The following is a 20,954-nucleotide window of genomic DNA, read 5'->3' as shown; positions in this document are numbered from 1 at the left end:
AGGTCACAATATGCGAGGCCGAGCCCTCAAGCTTTCAGCGCCCCGGCGCCTGGTCAACGACCTCATGCGGTTCTCGATCGCTGTACCAAGGGTGACAGTACAGCGACATATGAATCTTGGTCCGCTGTTGCGGGCGAGGATGTCGCAAAGCGCCAAGCCTTCCTGGACCGTTCTTTTCCTGAAGGGCTATGCGCTTCTGTCACAGGAAACGCCGGACCTGCGTCGTGCCTATGTCAAATTGCCATGGCCGCAACTTTATGAATATCCGGTCAGCGTCGCATCCATTGCGCATGAGCGCGACTTTAATGGCGAACAGGCAGTCCTGCTCAGCCGGATCAAGGACCCGGAGCACCGCTCGATCCCCGAGCTCGACGCCTCGATCAGGGACGTGCGCTCGCGGCCGGTGCTTGAAGTCAAGGAGTTTCGGCGTGCCTTGAAGATTGCACGTTTGCCGGGCCTTATCCGCTGGCCGATGATGTGGCTCGGCCTTAATATCGGCCGGCAGCGGCCGAATTACTTTGGCACGTTTCAACTCTCCGTCTATTCCGGCCTCGGCGCCGAATCGCTCAATCCGCTGACCCCCCTGACGACGATCTTCAACTACGGCCTGATCGGCGAGGACGGTTCGGTGACCGTGCGTATTCATTACGACCACCGTGTCATGGACGGAGCCAACGTCGCCCGTGCGCTGGAGCGGTTCGAAGCCATCCTCAACGGGGCTGTGGCTGACGAGGTAAAGCAGCTTGCGCAGGGTGGCGTCGTTAAAGTACTGCGGGAGGACCGAAGCCAGTGACATCGACGCACTGGCTTCTCGATGAAGCGATGAAAAGAATGAGTTGGGAAGGTGCCGAAGCTGCCCCAAGGGTGGTTTCGCGGGCAATGACATGAATTCACAGGCAGATTTGAGACCCGCCGTTGTCGTCATCGGGGCGTCTGGCGGCATAGGCCGCGCCATAGCGCGCGTGGCAGCCCGCGATGGCGGACCGGTTGTCCTCACTGCGCGTTCGATCGAGGGATTGAACGCGGCCGCGGCAGAGGTGCGCGATGCGGGCGGCGAACCCTTTACCCTGGCGTTGGACGTGCTCGCCATCGACTCGACCACGCAGGTTGCGGAATTCCTGGCGAGGAACGGGCTTTATTGCGATGTACTCGTCAACAGCGCCGGTTACGGCCTGCGCGGCGCAGCGATTGGTCTCCCCATGGACGATCAACTCGGTATCGTCGACCTGAATATTCGTGCCCTTACCGAGCTCACCCTGTATTTCCTGCCGCAGATGGTGGCCCGCAAGCGTGGCGGCGTGATCAATCTGAGTTCTGTGGCAAGCTTCACGGCCGGGCCCTATATGGCGCTGTATTATGCCAGCAAGGGTTTCGTGCGATCGTTCTCGCAGGGGGTGCATCAGGAAGTGCGCCGGTCCGGCGTTACCGTCATGTGCCTTGCGCCTGGTCCGGTGTCGACGGAATTCTATGCAACGGCCGGGGCAAGACATGCCTCGATCTTCACGCTCCTGCCCATGCTCGACGCCCAGTACGTCGCCGAACAGGCGTGGCGCGGCTTCAGGTCGGGTCGTCGGATCGTCATTCCAGGGCTGTCGGCCAAGCTCGCCGTCTATGCGGCAAGGCTATTGCCTGCAAGCTTGCTCTTGCCGCTGATTGCCCGCCTGCAGCGCAGCGGCAATGATCCATGCCCCTGCGGATCGGGCAAGAAATACAAGAAATGCCACGGCGCGCGCCGTAAATAGCGGCCGAAACCGGCGACCAAGGCTACCGTAGACCTGCGACAATAAAGTTAGCCCGCGAATAGTTTTTCGCGTTGCCGTGCCCATTCTTGCCGAAATTCTGGTGTAACGGCTGGCTCAACACGAAAACAGAGTGCGCGTCATTCAACGCGCTTTACATGACAATTTTTGGACTGGAGAGACCCTTGTTGAACGCAAGACAAGCCCTTTGCACCCTTCTCATGGCCGGTGCGCTGACGACTGCGGCGATGGCGGAAGCACAGGAAATCGCAGGGACCTATGTGAATGAAACCGGCCGCACGAAAGTGAAGATCAGCGACTGCAACAGCGGCGTTTGCGGGACGATCGTGTGGATGAACCAGCCGGTCAACGACATCAATAACCCTGATGCGTCCAAGCGTGACCGCCCGGTTGTCGGCCTGCAGGCGGTGTCGATGAAAGCCACCGGTCCCGGAACCTATGCCGGAACGCTCTACGATCCGGAAACCGGCAAAACCTATTCCGGCAAGGCAAAGGTTGCCGGCAACGCTGTGGAGCTCTCCGGCTGTGTTCTGGGTGGCCTCATCTGCAAGTCAGCTACCTGGCGTCGCGACTAGCACTTCAGCCGCCGTTACGGCCGGGCAAGCGGTACTAGAGTGCGCTTTTCCAAGCGACCCGCGACGTTAAAGATCAGAACCTCGGTCTCTCTGCCGATCGTCTCGCTATGCATCAGGCGGACGATGTCATCGACGCCGCCGACAGGCTTGCCGTCGATCGCGAGAACGAAATCGCCTTCCTTGAGGCCGCCGAGTTCGGCGGGCCCTGCAGGCTCGATGCGCCGGATGCGCACCGACGTTGCGAGGCTCGTCCCCGCTTCAAGCGCAATCCTACGCGGAAGTTCGATCGTATCGCCGGCGATGCCGATATAGGCGCGCCTGACGCGTCCGTAGCGAAGTATCTCCGACACCACGAAGTTTGCGGTATTCGAGGCGACGGCAAAGGCAATGCTCTGCGCGCCCTGAATGACCGCCGTATTCACCCCGATCACTTCACCTTGTGATGAAACCAGCGGCCCACCGGAATTGCCCGGATTGAGCGCAGCATCCGTCTGGATGACGTCATCCATCAGCCTGCCGCTCGCGGCTCGCATCGACCGGCCCAGCGCCGATACAATGCCGGCCGTCACCGTCCATTCGAAGCCGAGCGGATTGCCGATGGCAATCGCAATATGGCCCCGGCGCAGCAGCTTCGAATTGCCAAGGCGCGCCCAGGCTTCGCCGCTCGTATTGGCCCGAATCAGCGCGATATCCGTGTCGACGTCGCTGCCGAGCACGGTGCCCTCGGTAACGAACCCGTCCGGCCGCGTGATACGAACGTGCCCAGTATCGCCGACGACGTGATTATTGGTGATGATCAGCCCGTCGGGCGAAATGGCAAAGCCCGAACCATGGCCAGCGCGACCGCCTATACGCTCGATGCGATTGACTGCAGGCCCGACGATATCGACCGCCCGCGCTATCGATTGTGAATATGCATCCGTCAGCGCGCCGTCATCGACGGGCGCAATGTCCTTGTCTATGTAACCCATCATTGGATCCTCGAGCAGCGGCGACCATCGCCCCTGCCGCCAGCGGATCCATCGCATCGGATGGACCCGTCAAGGCATCGTTGTAATCCAATAAATGGATAGGCCGCACGGAACGTTCAAGGTTTGGATATCCGCGCGGCTCGCCCGCCTTACAATGGAACCAGATCGTCAGGCTTCCACGTCTGGTCGTAGAACGTCTGGTCTGTTCCGTAGAGCCGCACGGCGACAAGAAACGCACGCTTTTCCAGGGTCTGGATCCAGTTGCGTTCCGGCGCCTGCGCCGGTTTCGTCGGTCCAAGATAGAGTTCGACCGACCCATCGGGATTGGTCTCCACCTTGTCGAACTGGTTGCGCGATGGAAAGGCCTGGCTCGTTTCAGGCATGGTGCCATCATGCGGGTTATAGACTGTCACCGCCCAATAGAGATGCGCCGGGATCTTCGGCGGCAACCGCAGGCGATAACTGCGGCTACCCTCCAAAAGCTCGCCCTTCGCGTCGCGGAACGCGATCGGATATTTCGAGCCGAGCCCGACAATGTCCGCCACCATCGCCGGCGCCGAGGAATAGGCCGCCTGGAAATAGGCGGCGCGGCTATCGAGCGATTGATAGCTCGAGCCGAAGAAGGCGTCATCGACGCCGCCCCAGCCATTCACATAATGCCGGTCCGAGTAGTAGGGCGCATTGGGGAGCCCTTCAGGCGTGATGCGCAGCGCAAAAATCGTGCGCGCCGCGGTCTCGACCGCGTTGGTCAATATTTCCTTGCGCCGTGCATCCGGCGCGAAGGGCTGGCCCTTGATGATGCCGATGCTTGCGAGCATACCGCGCGTCACCGGATCGAGGCTTTCGGCCGGCTCGTAATCGATGAAGGCCTTCAGTTTTTCCCAATAGGCGAAATCGGTCGGATACATCATGTTGACGCGTAGCGGCGACGCATTCGGAAACTCCATGTGCGGACGGTTGCGCTCGAGACTGTAGAGCGGGTAGACCCGGGTTCTCTCGGCCGTCGCCACCGCGACGGTCGTGTCCGGACCATCAGGGCCAGGCGCAAGCACCGTGCGGAAGAACAAGAATACATTGTACGTGCGTGATCGGAAGGCGAAATAGCCTCCCGGAACCTGGTCGTTGTAATCGGGCGGCAGGAGCAGATAGAGCCCGCCCCCGGCCTTGTCCGGTCCCGCCGCACCGACATCGGTCAACGTCCGCTGGAAGAAATCCGTGAACATGCCGATGACATTTGGCGGCGCATAGACAACGAGCGGACCTGTCTCCTTCAGGTTGAGATAGCTCATCGAATAGACGACATCGCAGTTCGGCGTCGGCACCAGCGTCTTGGCGTTCATGCGATCCTTCCAGATCGGCAGCACGTTATAACCCTTGCCGAACGTCGCCTCCGAACCATCGCGCATGCCGATCACGTTGAGTGTCGGCAAAGTGAGCATATAGGACTGGATGGCACGCTGCGTGAGCAGATCCTCGTAGAGCTTCTTGACCGTTGCGTCACTCGGCCAGGCGCCGTGATCGAGCTGTTCGACGAGGGGGGAAACAACCTCTGCTTCCGCCGATTGCGGCAGCGCCTGCAGCGCCGCGAGCGCGCCGCTGCCGAGCATGAGGTTGCGGCGGGATATTAAATGTAGGCCCTGTTTTGAAACCATGGTCGTACCTCAAATTATGCCGTTCAATATGTTCTTGCCCGGCGATGTTGTAATCTTGGTCCTGTCTTCAAATTCATTTTGCCTTGAGCACCGGTGGCGGCGACCAGCTATTGTCCATGATTTCGGCCTTCGGCGAATAGGCGCGGATAAACAGTTCGAAATCGCCCTTCGGCGCCGGCAACCAATTGGCGGCCTTGTCGCCAGCAGGCTTGCCGTGCTGGACATAGATCGTCAGCGAACCATCTTCGCCATAGACGAGATCCTTGTTCTTGGTGCCGAGCGAGAAGCGGTTGATCTCGTTGGGTGCGAAGAAGTGCTCGGCATCGTAGAGCGTCAGCGACCAGAACCCGTCAACGGGCGGGAGCTTCCCCTTAGGGAATGTAACGGTGTAGGCATGCTCGCCGTTGAGACGTTTCTTCTGCGAATCGTATTCCTGGCCGAAATAGGCGGATTCGCGCCGGGGATTGACGAAGATATTGGCCTTGGCAGCCGCAGCGCGGCTGAAGTAGTCGGTGCCGAACTCGGCGCCGTTCATCGGCGCGACCCAGTCATTGCCAACCGGAACGCCGGCATAGGAATAGCTGTGGATCTGCTTCATCAATTCCTTTTCGGTCTCGATCGCCGTTTCCTTCAGCGTGGCTGCCACCTCCGGATTCTTCGACGCGGCCTCGAGCAACGAACCGAACCATGCGTAAAGCGCCTCTTCGCCTGGCTGCGGCGGCACTTCCTTGAGGATCAGCGGTAACTCCTCGAAGAAGAGCTCGGGCTTGACCCACTGGGTCTCGCCGCCGGCTCCCGCCTTGCCACCGGCAGGATCGGCAAGCACCGGTATCTTGCTCCAGTCCTTGGTCTTCATCTTGCCGTCGAATTCGCTGAGCGGATAGGTCATGATCTGGCTGATGAGAGGCTGGATCGCGGCACGATCTTCCTGGGTGTCATCGAGAAACGCGCGCGGAATGATGTAGGCGAGATTCGTCGGCGAGCGGAAGACGCCGGAAATTCCTGAAGGCACGTCGCCTTTCCATTCCGGCCCGACGATCATGTAGAAGCCGGGCTTGCTGCCATAGAGCTTGCCCATGCCGCCAATCGTGTCGGTGCGTTGGTTTCCGAGCTGGTAGACCCAAAAGCGGTCGCCGAAATCCGGCACCTGAAAGACGATCGGTTCCTTTTCAAGCGCAAATATACCGAAGCCGTAGACGACGTCCTGGTTGGGCGTGGCGACGCCGCGTTCCTCGGGCTTGATGTAATCGGTCAGCATGGTCACGCGGCCGATCGGTCCGACAGGCAGGATGCCATCGCCCAGGCCATTCTCCGGCACTTTGGAAAATACCATCTGGCGATTGTGCATGTTGACCATCGGCCAGCCCCAGAGATAGGCGATGCGCGCCATGTCCCGCACATAGGCTTTCGGAAGGGTTGTGCCGGATATCGGGCCCTTGGGGATTTCCTGGCTGATCTCCGGAACAGCCGGCGACTGGGCGAAGGAGGAGACCGGAAAGACTGCAATCGATGAAGCTAAAATCAAAGTGCGTAATGAAATAGACCTGGTTGAAACCTGCATCTTGCTACCCTTTTTCCAACGTTTCCTGTCCGCGCCGAAACCGGCGCAGATAACATGCCGAACCTAACGATCCCCGACGATAACCAAAGTACGTAACAGTAACAAAATGCTGCAAAAGCGCATTTTCGCCCCGCATGCACGCTCCGGCAGACAGCCTCATCGGACCGTGAACTTTGGTCATATTTTTCTCAAGAGAAGTTGAACAACATTACACGTAATTCATTGTTTTCATGAAGTTTTATGGCGTAACGTCCTCTAGCCGGCACGGGGTGCCGGTATGGGGACGGGACGGAACGGGTCCTTGTCTTGAACAATTGGCAACGGCTCTTCTCGGTCTCGTCCGGCATAGATCAGGAGGAGATAAATGATGAAGAAATTGCTTCTGGTAATCTCTGCGCTGGCATTGACAACAGGCCTAGCCTCAGCCCAGGGACAACGCACCTACACCTCCACGGTAAAATCGGTTAGGGCCATGCACAGCCCCGATATGTTCAGCACGACAGGGACGATCGAATGGGTCAGTCCGCAATCCAGGACGGTGCAGCTGACGACGGGTACAAAGTACCAGTTGCCGGCAAATGCCGATTTCCGCGGCATCGCCGCCGGCGAGAAGGTGCGCATCACCTGGAAGGGCCAGGACCCCTATAATACGTCCTTCGGCAACGGTGAATCGGATGAATTCCACGCTGCGAAGATGGTGGTGGTGCACTGATCAATGGACAGGGCTAGGCGGTGGTCGGAGGCCCGCGAGGCCAACGGCCACCGGTCGATCTGGGCGTTATAACGGGAAGAGAATGGTGGGCCCGGAGGGACTCGAACCCCCAACCAAGCGGTTATGAGCCGCCGGCTCTAACCAATTGAGCTACAGGCCCCACCTGAAAATACGAACGAGCCGGGCAATGCCAGCGTTCGGTCCCGCGATCAATAACGGGAAAAATTGACAATGCAATCCCCGAAAGACCTTAAGTCCATGGCGCAACACAAAATTCCCCGGAAAATGCCATGGGGTCCGAAGCTCAGCGCTTCTGCGTCTCCTGTTCGGCCAAGATCAGGAGCCGCCGCGCACTCTCTTCGTCGGTGATGAAGACCGTCGGGCGAATGAGCGACATCGCGCCATAAAGCGCCCTCACCTTCTCCTTGCCGCCGGAGGTCAGCACCCGCACCGGCACCCGCTGCACCGTATCGATGCCGACAGACATGACGAGATCATGGATCGGATGATCGACGAGCTTGCCTTCCTTGTTATAGAAATGAAAGAGCAAGTCGCCCACCGCGCCGCGCTCGGCGAGCGAGGCCTGGTGGCCGGCGTTGAGAAAGCCGATGTGATAGGGCGTGCTCGATGCTGTTTCGATGGCGCCGACGCTGAGGAGCACAAGGTCCACATCCTCGGCCATCTCGAAGACGTTCCTCAGCCCGCAGCGCTCGATAAGGGCCGTCTTGGTTTCGATGCTGTCAACCATGGCGGGGGCCGGAATAAGATAGCCATCGCCTTGAAAAAGCTGGGCAAACTGCCAGGCGAATTCCGCCGGGTTGAAGCGGCGCGGCTGGCTGATGCCGCCGAGCAGCGAGATCACGGTGAAATCTTCGAGCGCCTTGGCTTCGAGGTAGGACAGCGTGTTGAGGAGCGTGCGTCCCCAACCGACGCCTACCCGCATGCCATTGGCAACGACGCCCGACAAATAGTCGCCCGTGGCTGCTGCAATCGACGGGATCGGGTCATTGTCCGGATGAGACAGCGGCGCGATGATGACGCGTTCGAGGCCAAACTGCTTCTCGACCTGCCGCTCCAGCGAAATCAGATCGGAAAGATAGCCTTGAATGCCGATCTTGACTTCGTTGCGGGCACGCGCTTCGGCCAGCATGCGCACGATGGTGACGCGTCCGACGCCGAGAATTTCGGCAATCTCGTTTTGCGTCATCTGCTCGATATAGTACATCCAGGCGGCGCGCATACGCATCCGGCTGATCTTGGTGTCGGGCTGCCCGAAATCCACCGGCGCCTTCTGGGGGTTCGCAGGCGCACCATTTGTTCGTTTGCGTCGATCGGCCACTCGTCCCCCTTTTAACCTACGATTGTCCTGCCGCTTCCGCGACAGAAATCTGCATTCTCTACATAAGCGCCCCGCTGCCGCTTTTTAAGCCGAAGCACGGCATAACACCTTGAATCTGCGCATAGTGCTTGCCAAAAATCGATACAGATTTTGGGGTTATGCGCTAGAATGTCATTTAGCAAGGCATCAAAAACGGATAGGAACTCTTATCCACGTGCGAGCAGAGGCTGCGATCATGATTCGTGATATCTCGAGCGACATCGTCGTCAACCTGAAAGACCGGTTGCGGGACGTACGCCACCTGATCCGGTCGAGCCGCCTCGATGCGAAGCCGCATGCGCAGGACCTGCCGGATATGTTGTTCGGCCAGGCCGCCCGCGTCATGGACAAGGCCTTCACCACGGCCGAAACGATTTCCATTTCTCTGGTCTCGCAGGATCCCGCGGCGCACAGGGCGACGATCGAAGCCCGCAGCCTTGATGCATATTTTCCGGCCAGTGCCGGCAAGGGCGAGGCGCTGTTCCGGCGCGATGTCTATTACCTGACCAAGCGTATCTTCAGCATATTGGGCTCGGACAATCCGCTTATTCACGAGGCGACGTTCGCCGCCGTCCACGCGACGATGAGCCGCCGGCATGCCCATCTGCTGCTCGTCGCGCGCGAGGGGGGACTTGCCGAAATTGCCGCTGCCTGCGCCGTGATGACCGTCGAACTGCAGACGCAATATGACGCCGCTCCCACTGCCTTTCCGGCGCATGTTTCCGCCAAGCCCGACCGGCGCACGCAATATCTGTGCTTTGCCGCAATCGCGCTCGCCATAGGTGTTGCGACCTATGTCGAAGTGGAGCCCTGTGACGAAAAACTGGTCGAAAGTACCCTCCTTGCTTTGCAGGCGCGGCAGGAAAAGTTTGGCGCGGCCATTGCAAATGGCAACCCCGAAGCGGCCCTGTCGAGCCTTTATGCGTTTCTCATGCCGCATCTTCCGTAAGCCTGTACTTACGGAAAATGTTGGTCAGGCCGCCGCGCCAAGATCGAGCACGCATTTTTTTGCACGCTGGATCGAAGACGGGCTCATGCTGAGCTCGGTCAGGCCCATGTCGAGGAAAGCCGGAATAAGGTCGGCGCGCCCGGCAGCCTCGCCGCACATGCCGACCATGATCCCGGCCTCCACTGCCGCCTTGGCCGTAAGCGCGATCGCAGCCATGACCGCCGGGTGAGTGACGTCGTTGAGCTTGGCCACCGTCGGGTTAAGCCGGTCGGCGGCCATGATATATTGCGTCAGATCATTGGTGCCGATGGAAAAGAATGCAACCTCGCTGGCCAGCATCGGCGCTACGAGGACGGCTGCAGGCGTCTCGACCATGATGCCGAGATCGAAAACGGCATGGTCCCTGCCTTCGGCCTTGAGTTCTGCCGCGCACTCGTCAATCAGAAGGCGCGTCGCGCGCACCTCGTCGACACCCGAAACCATCGGCAGCATTACCTTGATATTGCCATGGACGGCCGCCCTGAGCAGCGCGCGCAACTGCGGCTTGAACACGTCCGGGCGATCGAGGCACATGCGGATGCCGCGCCAACCGAGGAAGGGATTCTCCTCGACAGGAAAATCGATCCCTGAAATGGGCTTGTCGCCGCCGATATCGAGCGTGCGCACGATCACCGGATAGGGTGCGAAGGCCTTGGCGAGCGTGGCATAGGTTTCGGCCTGGAGGTCTTCGGACGGCAGATGGATATGGCGCATGAACAGTAGCTCGGTGCGGAAGAGGCCGACGCCCATCGCTCCCGCTTCCTGCGCGGCCTCGATTTCCTCGAGCGAGCCGAGATTGGCCGCGATCTCGATGACAGTGCCGTCGGCACGCTTTGGCGTTACGTCCTTATAGGCCTTTAATGATTGCTTCACGGCCTCGGCCTTGGCAATCTCGTCGTGAAACCGCCTGGCGGTCGTTTCATCGGGGTTGGCGAAAATCAGTCCACTATTGGCGTCGAGCGCGACTGTGTTCACGGTTTCGAGCTCGTGCACGGCCTGGCCAAGGCCAAGAACGGCCGGAATGCCATGAGCGCGGGCAATGATCGCGACATGCGACGTCGCGCCGCCATGACCGCAGATCACGCCGGCAATGCGCTTGAGCGGGGCACGCGCAAGATCCCAGGCGCCAATATCCTCGGCGATAAGAATGGCGCCCTCCGGAATTGCTTCGAGATTGGCGTCATCCTGGCCGAGAAGCGCCAGGCAGATTTGACGGCCAACCGCATTCACGTCGTCGGCGCGGGCGTTGAGATAAGGATCGTCCATGGCAGCAAAATCGTCGGCGATCTTCGACGTCGCGCCGATCGCAGCCGAGACGGCATCGATGCCGCCAGCGACGAGGGCCGCGGCTGCCTCGGTCAATTCTTCATCGCTGGCAATGTCCTTGAGCGCAGCGATGATACCACGGTCGCTCTCGGCGAGATTGGATGCAGCGAGCGAGCGTTCCATGCGCTCCTGAACCGTGGCAAAGGCCTGCCGCAGCCTCGCCACCTCGGCGGGGATTTCGTCGTGGCCCAGCATCCGGTTTTCCTGCTTGATCTCCTGCGGGAAAAAGCCGAAGGCGGGACCGATGGCAAAGCCTTCGCTGGCAGCAACGCCGCGAATTCCGCCCTGGATGGAAACGGGAGCCTGCACGGCAACCGGTTCCTTACGCGGGACAACGTCCACGGGCTTGGCCTCGGCGGGCGCTGCGCCCTCCTCGCCCGTACCCGACAACGGGTTTTCGAGGTACCCGATCAGCGCTTCGATCGCTTCGATCGCATCGGCGCCGGTCGCACGAACGGTCACCTCCTCGTTTTCCTTGACGCCGAGCAGCATCAACTTGACCGAACTCTTGGCGCTGACCGATTTCTCCGCCTTGACGAGCTCTATGTCCGCCTCGAAACTCTTTGCGAGTTTGACAAAGCGGGTGGCTGGCCGTGCATGCAGTCCGTCATGCACTCTGACGATTGTCGAGCGTTCCATTCGTTCGTATCTCTCTGTTACTCGTTTTTGGTCGTGCCCTTGCAATTACCCGATGGTAATCGTCGTACCGACTGTCAGGGCTGAAACCAGTTCTTCCGTATCGATTTCCGAAGCACAGATCTCGCCAGGTCGCTCGACCCGGTCCGATCCGTTGAATGTAATAACGACGTGCCCGATGTCCTTCACCTTCTGCCAGGCATAGTCGCCGATGCCGGTGATGGTGGCGGAGACATTGCCGATCTTGATGGGCGCACCTACGGGTGGCGTCTCTTCGGAGGGCGGCGTCTCGACACTGTGCAGGATCGAAACTTCGGCGAGTTCGGGCGGCGCGCCATCGGCAAACAGAATGACGACGCCTCCTTCCGCGAGGTCCGCCGCCTCAGGCCCAACGGCTGTTACCCGTGTTTTCAATAGGACTGACATATGGCGAACCTCTTCTGTTGGTCGATCTTAGAATACGATCAGGCTGACAACCCAGGCGATCAGCACCGAGACGGGACCCATGATCTGACGGCTGATCAAGACCGCAGGCACACCGATTTCGATGGTTTTAGGCTTGGCCTCACCGAGAGCAAGACCAACGGGAACGAAGTCGCAGCCTACCTGCGTATTATAGGCAAACAGCGCCGGCAGGGCCATGGCGGGTGAAATCGTGCCATTGGCGATCTGCGGACCGATGATCGCCACGCCGATCACCTGCGCAATGACCGCGCCCGGCCCGAGAATGGGCGAGAGGAACGGCAGGCCGCAGATGGCGGAGATGATCAGAAGACCGATGATGTTGTTGGCGAGCGGTCCCATGGGCTGGGCAAGAATGTCACCGATGCCCGTGTAGAGAATGAGACCAATGAGCATGGTGACGAATGCCATGAACGGCAGGACGTTGCGAACGACCTGATCGATGGTGCGGCGGCCGGCATTGAAGAAAATGCCGACGACACGTCCCATGGCGCGGCCGATCGTGCTGATGAAGCCGATGAGGCCACCCTCGCTCGATTCGCTTGCACCGGTGCGGCTCGACATCGAAGCGGCGAGTTCCGCCGGTGTGGGCGGCGATGCCGGTCCCGATGTGGAGGCAGCACCGGCAACGGCGGCTGGCTGCGAACCATCGGCGAGCTCGATATTGCCTTCCTTCACGCCGGAGACATAGATGTCTTCCGTGATGAACTGGGCGAGCGGACCCGCCTGTCCGACCGGTGTCAGGTTGACGGTGGGGATGCGCTTGCGCGGATAGACGCCGCAGCGGGCGGTGCCGCCGCAATCGACCACGACCACGCCCATTTCGCCTTCGACCGGCGGTGCCTTGAAGCCGTCGACCGCTTCGCCACCGGTGAGTTCGGCAATGCGACGCGCAACGGGATGAATGCCGCCACCCGTAACCGAGACCACCTTGTTGCGTTGGGGCGTCAGCTGGATGACGAGCGGGCCGCCCCAGCCGTTCGATCCCCTGGAAATCTTTACTGCCTTGTATGTCTTTGACATTTTCCTGCTCCCACCCCGAATTAAAGCTCGATGCCCTGGCGACGCGCCATAATGGCGGTGATGCGCTCAGTGAGCATGCCCTTGAGCAGGATGACGATCAGACCAACAAGCGCGTACCAGATAGCAACGTTGATGTGATAGCCCGTGGGAACCGCGCCCTTCTTCTCCAGTTCGAGAAGCGCGACGAGAATGCCGCCCCAGACGAAATATTCACCAGGATTGATATGCGGGAAGAGGCCCAGCGGCGGATGCACGTAAGAAACCGCGGCGTCGTAGAATGCGGGCTTGTACTTTTCCTCGAGGAACGAGCCGAAGGTATAGGCCATCGGATTGGTGAGGAAGAAGACCGAAAGCACCGGAAGAACCGTATAGCGGGTCAGGGCAATCTTGCCCGCGCCGCGCGCGATACCATGGACCCGTTCTTCGCCGACGAGTTCGGTCAGCGCGTAGAAGGCGGTCATCAGCACGACCAGGGTCGGAATGATGCCGGTAACGAAACCGGCAAAGACCTCGCCGCCCTTCTGGAAAATACCGATGAAGTATTTGCCGATATTGGCAAGCCAGCCAAGCTGCTCTTCCTGCTGGACGTTCTTGAGCCTGTCCTTGAACTGCTCGACCGAGATATCGCCCGTCGACTGCGCGAGAACGACGAGGTCGTTGCCCGCATGCTCGACGGCGTGCTTGCCGTGCAGCGCCGCGTCCGAGACCATCGTCCCCGCCACAGAAATGTGGTGCGCGGCGATGTCGGCATGTTGCGCCAACATTGTTAGAATTGACATGTTCCCTCTCCTCCTTACCGACCGCGACAAGCGGCCGTCCCTTAAGCGTTGACTGTCCTGATTCCCGATAGGCCCGGCTTGGGCGGATCCGCCCTCGCCCGATCTATTTGTTCAATTGCCCGCTCTGCCGCCTTGGCCAAAGCCGGATCACCCAGGCCGGACATTACCGGGTCTGTACGCAGCGCACTGAGCGAGATGCCCTCGAACTCTTCACGCCGCTTGAACTTCGCAAAAACCGAACGGCCGCTCATGACGAGAAAGCGCTGGATCCTCAGGTCGCGCGTGACAACGATGAGGACGATCACGCCCTTGCCAAGGCGGCCGCGCACATTGCCGGCGCCAACGAATCCATCATTGTACTTGGAGGAGATTCCCTTCATGACATCAGTGTAATGCCGCATCTGATACCAGACGCCTAACGACTGCAACGCCCACAAGAATCCGAGGGCCAGCAATCCCCATTGCCACATCGCCATGTAATCAACCTCCCTACGCCCGACCGCCAACATATGCCATGATCGAACGAAAAAATATAGAACATTTGTTTTTCGTAATGTCAATATGTATGATTTTCACACCCACCAAAATCTTGGCTGGGGATGCATGAAAACCTGCAACGTGGTAGCATCGTCGCGAAAGTGAGAGCACATGGATTTTCTGTTTCGGGATGAACTCGTCCACACGCCGGATCTGCGGCATCGGCTGCGGCGGCTGCGGTGGTTTCGCATGGCTTTCCGCAAGAATGCCGCATTGATCGCCGACCACTACGGCTACCAGTTCAGCATCGACGAGACCAAGCTCACCCGCGCCTTCCTCAACTGGATCGAGACGGTCGAGCAGCAGAAGTCGTTTGCGCGTATCGACCGCAAGGATTTCATTATCTTTGCTGCAGGACTGGTCCTCAAGGAACTGATCACCGAAGCGCCCGCATCGGTGTCAGCCAAGGCTCAAGGCGGCGCTGCGGCAAAAACCGAAATGCAGGATATCATCGCGTTCTGGCCCGAAGGTTTTCTATATACCAACTTCTGCGTCGGTGCGATCGCGGCCATCCATGAGCAGGAATTTGGAACCGCTGCACGCATCGACGATTGTGCCGACGATCTGCGCACCTGGTGGTCTTATCGCGAGAACGTCGAGGAGATGCCGGGCTATGCCATCGCCTTCCTCGACAAGTTCCTTGGAGCCGAGCCCAACTGGGTGATGCCCAATCTCGCCTCCGCCCGCGGCGCTATCCGCCGGGCGATGGTCGCATCAAGAAACGATCGCCACGCGATCAGCGAGTGAGACCCGAAATCAGCCGGCTGACCGGCTGACCTCGGCGAGAATGCGCATGACCTTCTCGCGCTGTTCGAGCTGCGGCATGTGGCCGGTGCCGGCAAAAACATGCACCGCAATCTCGCCCGGCAGCCCCGCTGCATGGCTTGCCGGTATGACACGGTCGGCCGCGCCGAAGATCACACGCACCGGGATGAGCAGACTGGCGAGGGTTTGCCTCGTGTCGATCACCTGCGTTCCGTCGGCAAAGAAGCGATCCGCCACCTGCTGCTGCGCCTCACGCAGCGCCGTGTCCTGCGACTGTGCCAGTGTGGCATTGACGAAAGGCTTGGTCAGCAGGCTTTCATCCTGGACAAGCTGCTTCATCCACGCGACGAGGCTCGCCTCGCTGCGCGCCCGAACGAAACCGGAAAGGAAGCCGCCATTGATCTCCGGTCCGAGCCCCGCAGGCGATATAAGTGTCAGCGCACGCACATCGAGATTGTTGCGTGCTGCGACCTCCGTTGCGACGGCGCTGCCGAACGAATGTGCCATGAGGATGACGGGGCCCGAATGATACGCAGCAACGGTCTGCTCGACGAGATCGGCGATGCCGTCGAGATCGTCCGGTATGGCGCGGGTCGAACCGCCATGTCCCGGCAGATCGATGGCGAGGACCGGATTGTCGAGCGTGCCGCCGCCAAGCATCGGCCGCCAGCTATTCAGATCGGAGCCAAAGCCATGGATGAGAACCACCGGTGCATGTCCAGCACCCTTGCCTTCACGCAGCCAGACCGCGTTGAGCGGGGCTTCGCCTGTTGCCTGCGCAGTCCGCGCCGGTGCAGGCACTGGCGATGGTGAAGGCACCTTGGCCGACGCTCCATCCAATTTGAGCGTACTTGCCTCGACATCCTTCTTCTGGATACGGCCTTTGGGGCCCGATCCCTTGAGCGAGGCGAGGTCGATCCCGGCCTCGCGGGCAACACGGCGCGCCAGCGGCGTGGCGCGGACGCCATTGGTTTCGGCAACAGCAGGCGTCGCCGCAATGGGTGCAGCCTGAACCGGTGCGGTTTGGGCGGGTGCGGCTGCCGGCTTTTCAGACGTATCAGGTTTGCCTGCATCGGCTTTTGCGGGGGTAGCCGCGTAGGCTTCACCCTCGCCATAGATCCAGGCGACTGCCTGCCCGACCGGCACGGTCGTGCCCTCCTCGGCCTTTACGTCACGCAGTATCCCGGTTGTGGGAGCGTCGACTTCCATGGCTGCCTTGTCAGTTTCGATCTCGAACAGAAGCTGGCCCTTGGAAACGTTGTCGCCTTCCTTGGCATACCAACGCGAAATCTGGCCGCTTTCCATATCCATGTCGACCTTGGGCAGGATCACTTCGACGGGCATGACTAGCGTACCCCTTTGGCGAGATCGCGGGCGCTCGCAATGATGCCGGGCACTTGCGGCACCGTCGCTTTTTCAAGGTCGGGATTGTACGGAATCGGCGTTTCGGCGCCACCGAGACGCACGATCGGCGCATCGAGATAATCGAAGGCTTCGCTCTCGGCGATCATGGCGCTGATCTCGGCGCCGACGCCCAGCGTCTTGACGCCCTCGTAAACGCACATCAGCTTCGACGTCTTCTTGACGCTGGCGATGATTGTCGCCTTGTCCATCGGCCGCACGGTGCGCAGGTCGATTACTTCAATGTTGATGCCTTCCTTGGCCAGCGCCTCGGCAGCTTCCAGCGCCTTGTGCACCATGATCGCCGTAGCAACGATGGTCAGGTCCGTACCTTCGCGCACGATAGCGGCCTTGCCGATCGGTACGGTATAGTGACCCTCAGGAACCGGCCCCTTCATCTTGTAGAGAAGCTTGTGCTCGAAGATCATGACCGGGTCCGGATCCTCGATCGCAGCGAGCAGCATGCCCTTTGCGTCGTATGGTGTAGCCGGCTGGATCACTTTCAGGCCTGGAACGTGGCCAAGCCATGCCTCGAGGCTCTGGCTGTGCTGCGCGGCAGCGCCGGTGCCGGACCCCGCTGGAAACCGCATGACCAGCGGCACCGAAACCGCGCCGCCGAGCATGTACCTGATTTTTGCCGCCTGGTTGACGATCTGCTCCATGGCGAGCGCGGCAAAATCGGAAAACTGGAATTCGAAGATCGGGCGCATGCCGGTCAGCGCCGCACCGACCGCGACGCCGGCGCCGCCAAGCTCCGAGATCGGCGTATCCATGACCCGGTCTTCACCAAAGCGATGAACGAGATCGCCGGTCACCTGGAAGGCGCCGCCATAGACGCCGATATCCTCGCCCATGAGGAAAACACGCTCATCCGCCTCCATGGCAATCGCCATGGCTTCCTGGATGGCCTGCGAATAGCTGACTTCGCGAATGATCTCGTTCATTGAATATCAACCGTATAAACGTCGCGGGTGAGATTGTTCAAATCGGGCGACGGACTGTTCTTGGCAAATTCGATGGCTTCGGCGATTTCCTTCTCGGCGTCGGCGCGGATCGCCTCGATTTCGCCGTCGGTAACGAAGCCGAACTCCTTCAACTGTTCCTGGAAGAGCAGGATTGGATCGCGGTTGGTGATCCAGTCCTCAATCTCCTCCTTGGTACGGTAACGGTTGCGGTCGCTCTTGGAATGGCCGCGATGCCGGTAGGTCTTGCACTCGATCAGCGTCGGGCCTTCGCCGCGGCGCGCCCGCTCGACAGCCTCATGCGAGGCCTCGGCAACCTCGGAAAGGTTGTTGCCGTCGACAATGACGCCCGGCATGTTGTAGGCCACAGCCCGGTCAGCAACATTTGCAACCGCTGTTGAACGCTTGGTTGAAGTGGACATACCATAGCCGTTGTTTTCGCAGACGAAAACGACAGGCAGTTTCCAGACGGCAGCCATGTTGAGCGCTTCGTGGAAGGCACCCTCATTATTGGCGCCATCGCCGAAATAGGAGATGACGACCTTGCCGTTCTTCTGCTTCTTGGCGGAAAGAGCGGCGCCGACGGCGATCGGAATCCCGCCGCCGACGATCCCGTTGGCGCCGAGGTTGCCCTTGGATACGTCGGCAATATGCATGGAGCCGCCACGGCCCTTGCAGTAGCCCGTTTCCTTCCCGAAGAACTCGGCGAACATTTTCGAGACTTCTGCGCCCTTGGCGATGCAATGCCCGTGGCCGCGATGCGTCGAGGTGATCATGTCGTCATCGGAAAGCGGCAGCGAGATGCCGACGGCGCTTGCTTCCTGGCCGATGGAGAGGTGCATCGTGCCGTGGATCAGGCCGCGTGTATAGGATTCTTCGGCCCCCTCCTCGAAACGGCGGATGAGGTACATCTTGCGCAGCGCCTCCTTCAGCTGTTCCGGCGGATAATGCCGGAACGCAAACGGAAGATTGCTGCCATCGTCCTTCAGTTTGGCATTTGAACTTCTGGCGGAAGCCATTTCGGCGCTCCTTGTCTGATAGTGGCTGTCGTACGAATCTTGTTGCTTCTCGCTCATGCGCCGTAGACGAGCTTGTCCTGGCGGGCGCGCAGTTCGACGATCTTCGAGCCTGGCACCGGCGCGGCATTGGCGCTGGTGATGAGTTCGCCCTTGCGGATCGGTGCCGTGACGCTGCCGCCCTGCAGAAGCCCGCACGCGATTGCCCCGGCCTCGCGCGCTTCCGCCGCGGTCATGATCCAGGCGCGGTAGCAATATTCGCCGATGGCATCGAGCTTCTCTCCGGGCTGCATGTCCTTCTTGGCGACGGCGCAGACCTCGGCCACGGGCTTGGCCAGCGGCACCATGTCGGGCTTGCCGTAAAGGACGACGCGGGCGCAGGTCAGCGGTACTTCGAGCGAAGTCAGGTGATAGGGCCGGTGGAAGGTGAAGTACGGGCCCTTGCCCATCTTCAGATCTTCCATGCGCTCGGAAATGCGCGGATGCGACATGTCGGCAACGACGAAGACGCCGGGGGCAACGCCCTTGCCGATCGAATAGTCGACGACGCCGACCCGTGAGAGCACGCCGCCATCCTTTTCCGGGATCAGCGTCTTCGACAGCTGGTCGAGCGTTGCCGCCGGACCGTGCATGCCGGGCTTGTCGGGCACGAGCCCGGTGGCATTGGCGATCGCCGCCATCTCCACCATGGTCTTCGAGCCGTCGACGAACTCGACCAGCATGCGCACGTTCATGTGCCGGCGTTCGGCTTCCTCGGCATAGTCGTCGGGAATGGCGTCGATGTTGAGCGGGTTGTTCTTGCCCTTGCCGGCGGCGACGATCGGATGGCCCATGGCCGAGACGAATTCGATGAGTTCCATGCACGACGACGGCTCGTCGCCGGCGCCGAGCGAATAGGTGACGCCGAGCCGGTCGGCCTCGCTCTTCAGGTAGGCGCCGATGGTCACGTCCGCCTCGACATTCATCATCACGAGGTGCTTGCCGTGCTCCATTGCCCGCAGGCCGATCTCGGCTCCGACCGCCGGGACCCCGGTCGCATCGATGACGACGTCGATGAGGTCGTTTTCAAGGATGAGATTGGCATCGTCGGTGACGGCAACCTTGCCGGCCTCCATCGCCGCCGTCAGCGCCGCGGCATTGGCGACCTCGCGGCCATGGCCGCTCTCCTGATAGGCGATGTCGACGGCTTTCAGCGCATTCGGCAGCTTCAGTTCCGAGATCGCGCCGATCTCGATGCCCGGCATGTGCGCAACGCGCGTTACGATATCGGTGCCCATCTCGCCCGAACCGATCAGCCCGATGCGGATCGGCCGCCCGGCATCCGCCCGCGCCTGCATGTCTCGCGCCAGTCCCGTCAGTGCAACATTGGTGCTCATCTGATTGTCCTCCGGTTTTATGGGACCGGAATAGGACGGCAAGACGCGATTGTCTAGGAACTGTGGAAGCGAAATTCCGTGCGCTGCCGGTAGGTTTCGCCCGGCACGAGGATCGTGCTTGGAAAATGTGGCTGGTTGGGACTGTCAGGGAAATGCTGCGCCTCAAGACACAGCCCGGCGAACCGCCCGTAGTTTCTGCCGCCAAGACCGACAAGCGAAGGAATCATCGCGCCGTCGTAGAACTGCAGGCCGGGCTCGCTGGTATGAACTTGCATGGCAAGGCCATTGCCGCCGGCAAGCGACGCGGCAAATCGCATGCCCTGGCTCAACGGTTCGGAGAGGACGAAATTGTGGTCATAGGGCGTCGATCCCTCGACGGCAATGCGGCGCGGCAAGCGGAAATCGTAAGGCGAACCGGCGACCGGAGCGATCTCCCCGGTGGGAATGAGACCCGCATCGACCGGTGTATAGGCGTCGGCGAGGATGCGCAGGCGGTGATCGCGAATGTCGTTCGAACCGTCGAGGTTGAAATAGCTGTGCTGCGCGAAATTCGCGACCGTCGGCGCATCGGCCGTCGCTTCGATATCGACGCGCAGCGTCGCATCTTCCACGAATCGATACGTGCAGCGCACATCGAGATTGCCTGGGAAACCCTGATCGCCGTCCGGAAGGTGGAGGGTGAGGGTTACCGCACTTTCGTCGTGGTCGAAGATTTTCCAGAGACGCTGGGAAACGCCGCCGCTGCCCCCATGGAGGGTTTGGACACCTCGTTCATTGCGGTCGAGAACGATGGTCTTGCCGTCGAGCACGAAGCTGCCATTGGCGATGCGATTGGCATAACGCCCAACGAGCGCGCCGAAATAGGGTGAGCGCTGGGGGTAGGGGGCGAATTCATCGAAACCGAGCACCACGCGCTGGAGCCTGCCGTCGGCAAGCGGGACTTCCAGATCACGGATAACGGCGCCCCAATTCAATATGCGGGCAATCGCGCCCGCTGCAGAGCGAATGATGACTTCCGATACTGGGTCGCCCTCGAACTCACCAAAGTCTTTCGTATTTGTGACGCCACGCAAA

General features: G+C 60.4%; 20 protein-coding genes and 1 tRNA gene. 6 read left to right on the top strand and 15 right to left on the bottom strand.

The features are described from left to right. Positions 1 to 10: 10 nt before the first annotated feature. From BLR72_RS02805 to BLR72_RS02795, 3 genes are all read left to right on the top strand, one after another. Complete coding sequence (locus BLR72_RS02805) at positions 11 to 793, top strand: lipoamide acyltransferase component of branched-chain alpha-keto acid dehydrogenase complex (RefSeq protein WP_091944870.1); 783 nt, start codon at positions 11 to 13, stop codon at positions 791 to 793. A 91-nt stretch (positions 794 to 884) separates the two neighbouring features. Continuing rightward, a complete protein-coding gene (locus BLR72_RS02800; protein ID WP_091944867.1) occupies positions 885 to 1,742 on the top strand; it encodes an SDR family NAD(P)-dependent oxidoreductase in 858 nt (285 codons plus the stop codon). Positions 1,743 to 1,927: 185 nt separating this feature from the next. Then, positions 1,928 to 2,335 carry a DUF2147 domain-containing protein gene (locus BLR72_RS02795; RefSeq protein ID WP_244506607.1) on the top strand — a complete coding sequence of 136 codons (408 nt, stop codon included), beginning with the start codon at positions 1,928 to 1,930 and terminating at the stop codon, positions 2,333 to 2,335. A 14-nt stretch (positions 2,336 to 2,349) separates the two neighbouring features. Here the strand turns inward: BLR72_RS02795 and BLR72_RS02790 are convergent, their stop codons facing one another. The 3 genes from BLR72_RS02790 to BLR72_RS02780 form a co-directional block, all read right to left on the bottom strand. Beyond that, complete coding sequence (locus BLR72_RS02790; RefSeq protein ID WP_027231986.1) at positions 2,350 to 3,306, bottom strand: S1C family serine protease; 957 nt, start codon at positions 3,304 to 3,306, stop codon at positions 2,350 to 2,352. A 149-nt stretch (positions 3,307 to 3,455) separates the two neighbouring features. Beyond that, positions 3,456 to 4,958, bottom strand: coding sequence for a DUF1254 domain-containing protein (locus BLR72_RS02785; RefSeq protein ID WP_244506606.1), 1,503 nt, complete (start codon positions 4,956 to 4,958; stop codon positions 3,456 to 3,458). Between the two features lie 73 nt (positions 4,959 to 5,031). Then, positions 5,032 to 6,483 carry a DUF1254 domain-containing protein gene (locus BLR72_RS02780; protein ID WP_244506605.1) on the bottom strand — a complete coding sequence of 484 codons (1,452 nt, stop codon included), beginning with the start codon at positions 6,481 to 6,483 and terminating at the stop codon, positions 5,032 to 5,034. 400 nt (positions 6,484 to 6,883) lie between these two features. Between BLR72_RS02780 and BLR72_RS02775 the strand changes: the two genes are divergently transcribed. Continuing rightward, positions 6,884 to 7,231, top strand: a complete 348-nt coding sequence (locus BLR72_RS02775; protein WP_027231989.1) for a DUF1344 domain-containing protein — start codon at positions 6,884 to 6,886, stop codon at positions 7,229 to 7,231. An 83-nt stretch (positions 7,232 to 7,314) separates the two neighbouring features. Here the strand turns inward: BLR72_RS02775 and BLR72_RS02770 are convergent. Together BLR72_RS02770 and BLR72_RS02765 are read right to left on the bottom strand one after the other, a co-directional pair. Further along, positions 7,315 to 7,391, bottom strand: a tRNA-Ile gene (locus BLR72_RS02770). Positions 7,392 to 7,535: 144 nt separating this feature from the next. Then, on the bottom strand, positions 7,536 to 8,477 hold the full coding sequence (locus BLR72_RS02765) for a sugar-binding transcriptional regulator (RefSeq protein WP_091946519.1): 942 nt from the start codon (positions 8,475 to 8,477) through the stop codon (positions 7,536 to 7,538). A gap of 328 nt (positions 8,478 to 8,805) precedes the next feature. Between BLR72_RS02765 and BLR72_RS02760 the strand changes: the two genes are divergently transcribed. After that, positions 8,806 to 9,558: a hypothetical protein gene (locus BLR72_RS02760; RefSeq protein ID WP_027231991.1), complete on the top strand. Its 753-nt coding sequence runs from the start codon at positions 8,806 to 8,808 to the stop codon at positions 9,556 to 9,558. Positions 9,559 to 9,582: 24 nt separating this feature from the next. On the opposite strand, the gene ptsP is transcribed toward BLR72_RS02760, so the two are convergent. From ptsP to BLR72_RS02735, 5 genes are read right to left on the bottom strand one after another with little or no spacing between them, the layout of a single operon-like run. Continuing rightward, positions 9,583 to 11,562, bottom strand: a complete 1,980-nt coding sequence (ptsP, locus tag BLR72_RS02755; protein ID WP_091944857.1) for a phosphoenolpyruvate--protein phosphotransferase — start codon at positions 11,560 to 11,562, stop codon at positions 9,583 to 9,585. 45 nt (positions 11,563 to 11,607) lie between these two features. Then, positions 11,608 to 11,985 (bottom strand): PTS glucitol/sorbitol transporter subunit IIA, encoded by a 378-nt coding sequence (locus BLR72_RS02750; protein WP_091944854.1) that lies wholly within the window; start codon positions 11,983 to 11,985, stop codon positions 11,608 to 11,610. Between the two features lie 27 nt (positions 11,986 to 12,012). Further along, positions 12,013 to 13,044 (bottom strand): PTS glucitol/sorbitol transporter subunit IIB, encoded by a 1,032-nt coding sequence (locus tag BLR72_RS02745; RefSeq protein ID WP_027231994.1) that lies wholly within the window; start codon positions 13,042 to 13,044, stop codon positions 12,013 to 12,015. 20 nt (positions 13,045 to 13,064) lie between these two features. Continuing rightward, positions 13,065 to 13,823, bottom strand: coding sequence for a PTS glucitol/sorbitol transporter subunit IIC (locus BLR72_RS02740; RefSeq protein ID WP_027231995.1), 759 nt, complete (start codon positions 13,821 to 13,823; stop codon positions 13,065 to 13,067). 41 nt (positions 13,824 to 13,864) lie between these two features. Beyond that, complete coding sequence (locus BLR72_RS02735) at positions 13,865 to 14,299, bottom strand: transcriptional regulator GutM (protein WP_091944851.1); 435 nt, start codon at positions 14,297 to 14,299, stop codon at positions 13,865 to 13,867. 172 nt (positions 14,300 to 14,471) lie between these two features. On the opposite strand from BLR72_RS02735, the gene BLR72_RS02730 reads away from it, so the two are divergent. Continuing rightward, positions 14,472 to 15,107, top strand: coding sequence for a hypothetical protein (locus BLR72_RS02730; protein ID WP_027231997.1), 636 nt, complete (start codon positions 14,472 to 14,474; stop codon positions 15,105 to 15,107). Positions 15,108 to 15,116: 9 nt separating this feature from the next. Here BLR72_RS02730 and BLR72_RS02725 read toward each other — a convergent pair whose 3' ends face one another. The 5 genes from BLR72_RS02725 to BLR72_RS02705 are packed head-to-tail and all read right to left on the bottom strand — an operon-like array spanning position 15,117 to position 20,953. Continuing rightward, positions 15,117 to 16,469, bottom strand: coding sequence for an acetoin dehydrogenase dihydrolipoyllysine-residue acetyltransferase subunit (locus BLR72_RS02725; RefSeq protein ID WP_091944848.1), 1,353 nt, complete (start codon positions 16,467 to 16,469; stop codon positions 15,117 to 15,119). A 2-nt stretch (positions 16,470 to 16,471) separates the two neighbouring features. Further along, entirely contained in the window at positions 16,472 to 17,470 is a 999-nt protein-coding gene (locus tag BLR72_RS02720) for an alpha-ketoacid dehydrogenase subunit beta (RefSeq protein WP_091944846.1), read from the bottom strand. After that, complete coding sequence (pdhA, locus tag BLR72_RS02715; RefSeq protein ID WP_027232000.1) at positions 17,467 to 18,507, bottom strand: pyruvate dehydrogenase (acetyl-transferring) E1 component subunit alpha; 1,041 nt, start codon at positions 18,505 to 18,507, stop codon at positions 17,467 to 17,469. The genes BLR72_RS02720 and pdhA overlap by 4 nt, the downstream gene beginning before the upstream one ends. A 53-nt stretch (positions 18,508 to 18,560) precedes the next feature. After that, the gene (locus BLR72_RS02710; protein ID WP_091944842.1) at positions 18,561 to 19,880 is read right to left on the bottom strand and encodes an NAD(P)H-dependent oxidoreductase; all 1,320 of its coding nucleotides are present in this window, start codon (positions 19,878 to 19,880) and stop codon (positions 18,561 to 18,563) included. A gap of 53 nt (positions 19,881 to 19,933) precedes the next feature. After that, entirely contained in the window at positions 19,934 to 20,953 is a 1,020-nt protein-coding gene (locus BLR72_RS02705) for an aldose epimerase family protein (protein WP_091944839.1), read from the bottom strand. Between the last annotated feature and the right edge of the window lies 1 nt (position 20,954).

Source organism: Phyllobacterium sp. YR620 (assembly GCF_900104165.1).
Taxonomy (GTDB): domain Bacteria; phylum Pseudomonadota; class Alphaproteobacteria; order Rhizobiales; family Rhizobiaceae; genus Phyllobacterium; species Phyllobacterium pellucidum.
The sequence above is the reverse complement of the archived record's forward strand: the minus strand, read 5'-3'. Positions and strand labels throughout refer to the sequence as shown.

What these genes read in the sequence shown, in the direction of transcription:
- BLR72_RS02790 (WP_027231986.1), bottom strand. Translation starts at nt 3,306, where the DNA reads ATGGGTTACATAGACAAGGACATTGCGCCCGTCGATGACGGCGCGCTG.
- BLR72_RS02730 (WP_027231997.1), top strand. Translation starts at nt 14,472, where the DNA reads ATGGATTTTCTGTTTCGGGATGAACTCGTCCACACGCCGGATCTGCGG.
- BLR72_RS02750 (WP_091944854.1), bottom strand. Translation starts at nt 11,985, where the DNA reads ATGTCAGTCCTATTGAAAACACGGGTAACAGCCGTTGGGCCTGAGGCG.
- BLR72_RS02725 (WP_091944848.1), bottom strand. Translation starts at nt 16,469, where the DNA reads ATGCCCGTCGAAGTGATCCTGCCCAAGGTCGACATGGATATGGAAAGC.
- BLR72_RS02760 (WP_027231991.1), top strand. Translation starts at nt 8,806, where the DNA reads ATGATTCGTGATATCTCGAGCGACATCGTCGTCAACCTGAAAGACCGG.
- BLR72_RS02765 (WP_091946519.1), bottom strand. Translation starts at nt 8,477, where the DNA reads ATGCGTATGCGCGCCGCCTGGATGTACTATATCGAGCAGATGACGCAA.
- BLR72_RS02775 (WP_027231989.1), top strand. Translation starts at nt 6,884, where the DNA reads ATGATGAAGAAATTGCTTCTGGTAATCTCTGCGCTGGCATTGACAACA.
- BLR72_RS02740 (WP_027231995.1), bottom strand. Translation starts at nt 13,823, where the DNA reads ATGTCAATTCTAACAATGTTGGCGCAACATGCCGACATCGCCGCGCAC.
- BLR72_RS02735 (WP_091944851.1), bottom strand. Translation starts at nt 14,299, where the DNA reads ATGGCGATGTGGCAATGGGGATTGCTGGCCCTCGGATTCTTGTGGGCG.
- BLR72_RS02745 (WP_027231994.1), bottom strand. Translation starts at nt 13,044, where the DNA reads ATGTCAAAGACATACAAGGCAGTAAAGATTTCCAGGGGATCGAACGGC.
- BLR72_RS02800 (WP_091944867.1), top strand. Translation starts at nt 885, where the DNA reads ATGAATTCACAGGCAGATTTGAGACCCGCCGTTGTCGTCATCGGGGCG.
- BLR72_RS02785 (WP_244506606.1), bottom strand. Translation starts at nt 4,958, where the DNA reads ATGGTTTCAAAACAGGGCCTACATTTAATATCCCGCCGCAACCTCATG.
- BLR72_RS02805 (WP_091944870.1), top strand. Translation starts at nt 11, where the DNA reads ATGCGAGGCCGAGCCCTCAAGCTTTCAGCGCCCCGGCGCCTGGTCAAC.
- pdhA (WP_027232000.1), bottom strand. Translation starts at nt 18,507, where the DNA reads ATGGCTTCCGCCAGAAGTTCAAATGCCAAACTGAAGGACGATGGCAGC.
- ptsP (WP_091944857.1), bottom strand. Translation starts at nt 11,562, where the DNA reads ATGGAACGCTCGACAATCGTCAGAGTGCATGACGGACTGCATGCACGG.
- BLR72_RS02720 (WP_091944846.1), bottom strand. Translation starts at nt 17,470, where the DNA reads ATGAACGAGATCATTCGCGAAGTCAGCTATTCGCAGGCCATCCAGGAA.
- BLR72_RS02710 (WP_091944842.1), bottom strand. Translation starts at nt 19,880, where the DNA reads ATGAGCACCAATGTTGCACTGACGGGACTGGCGCGAGACATGCAGGCG.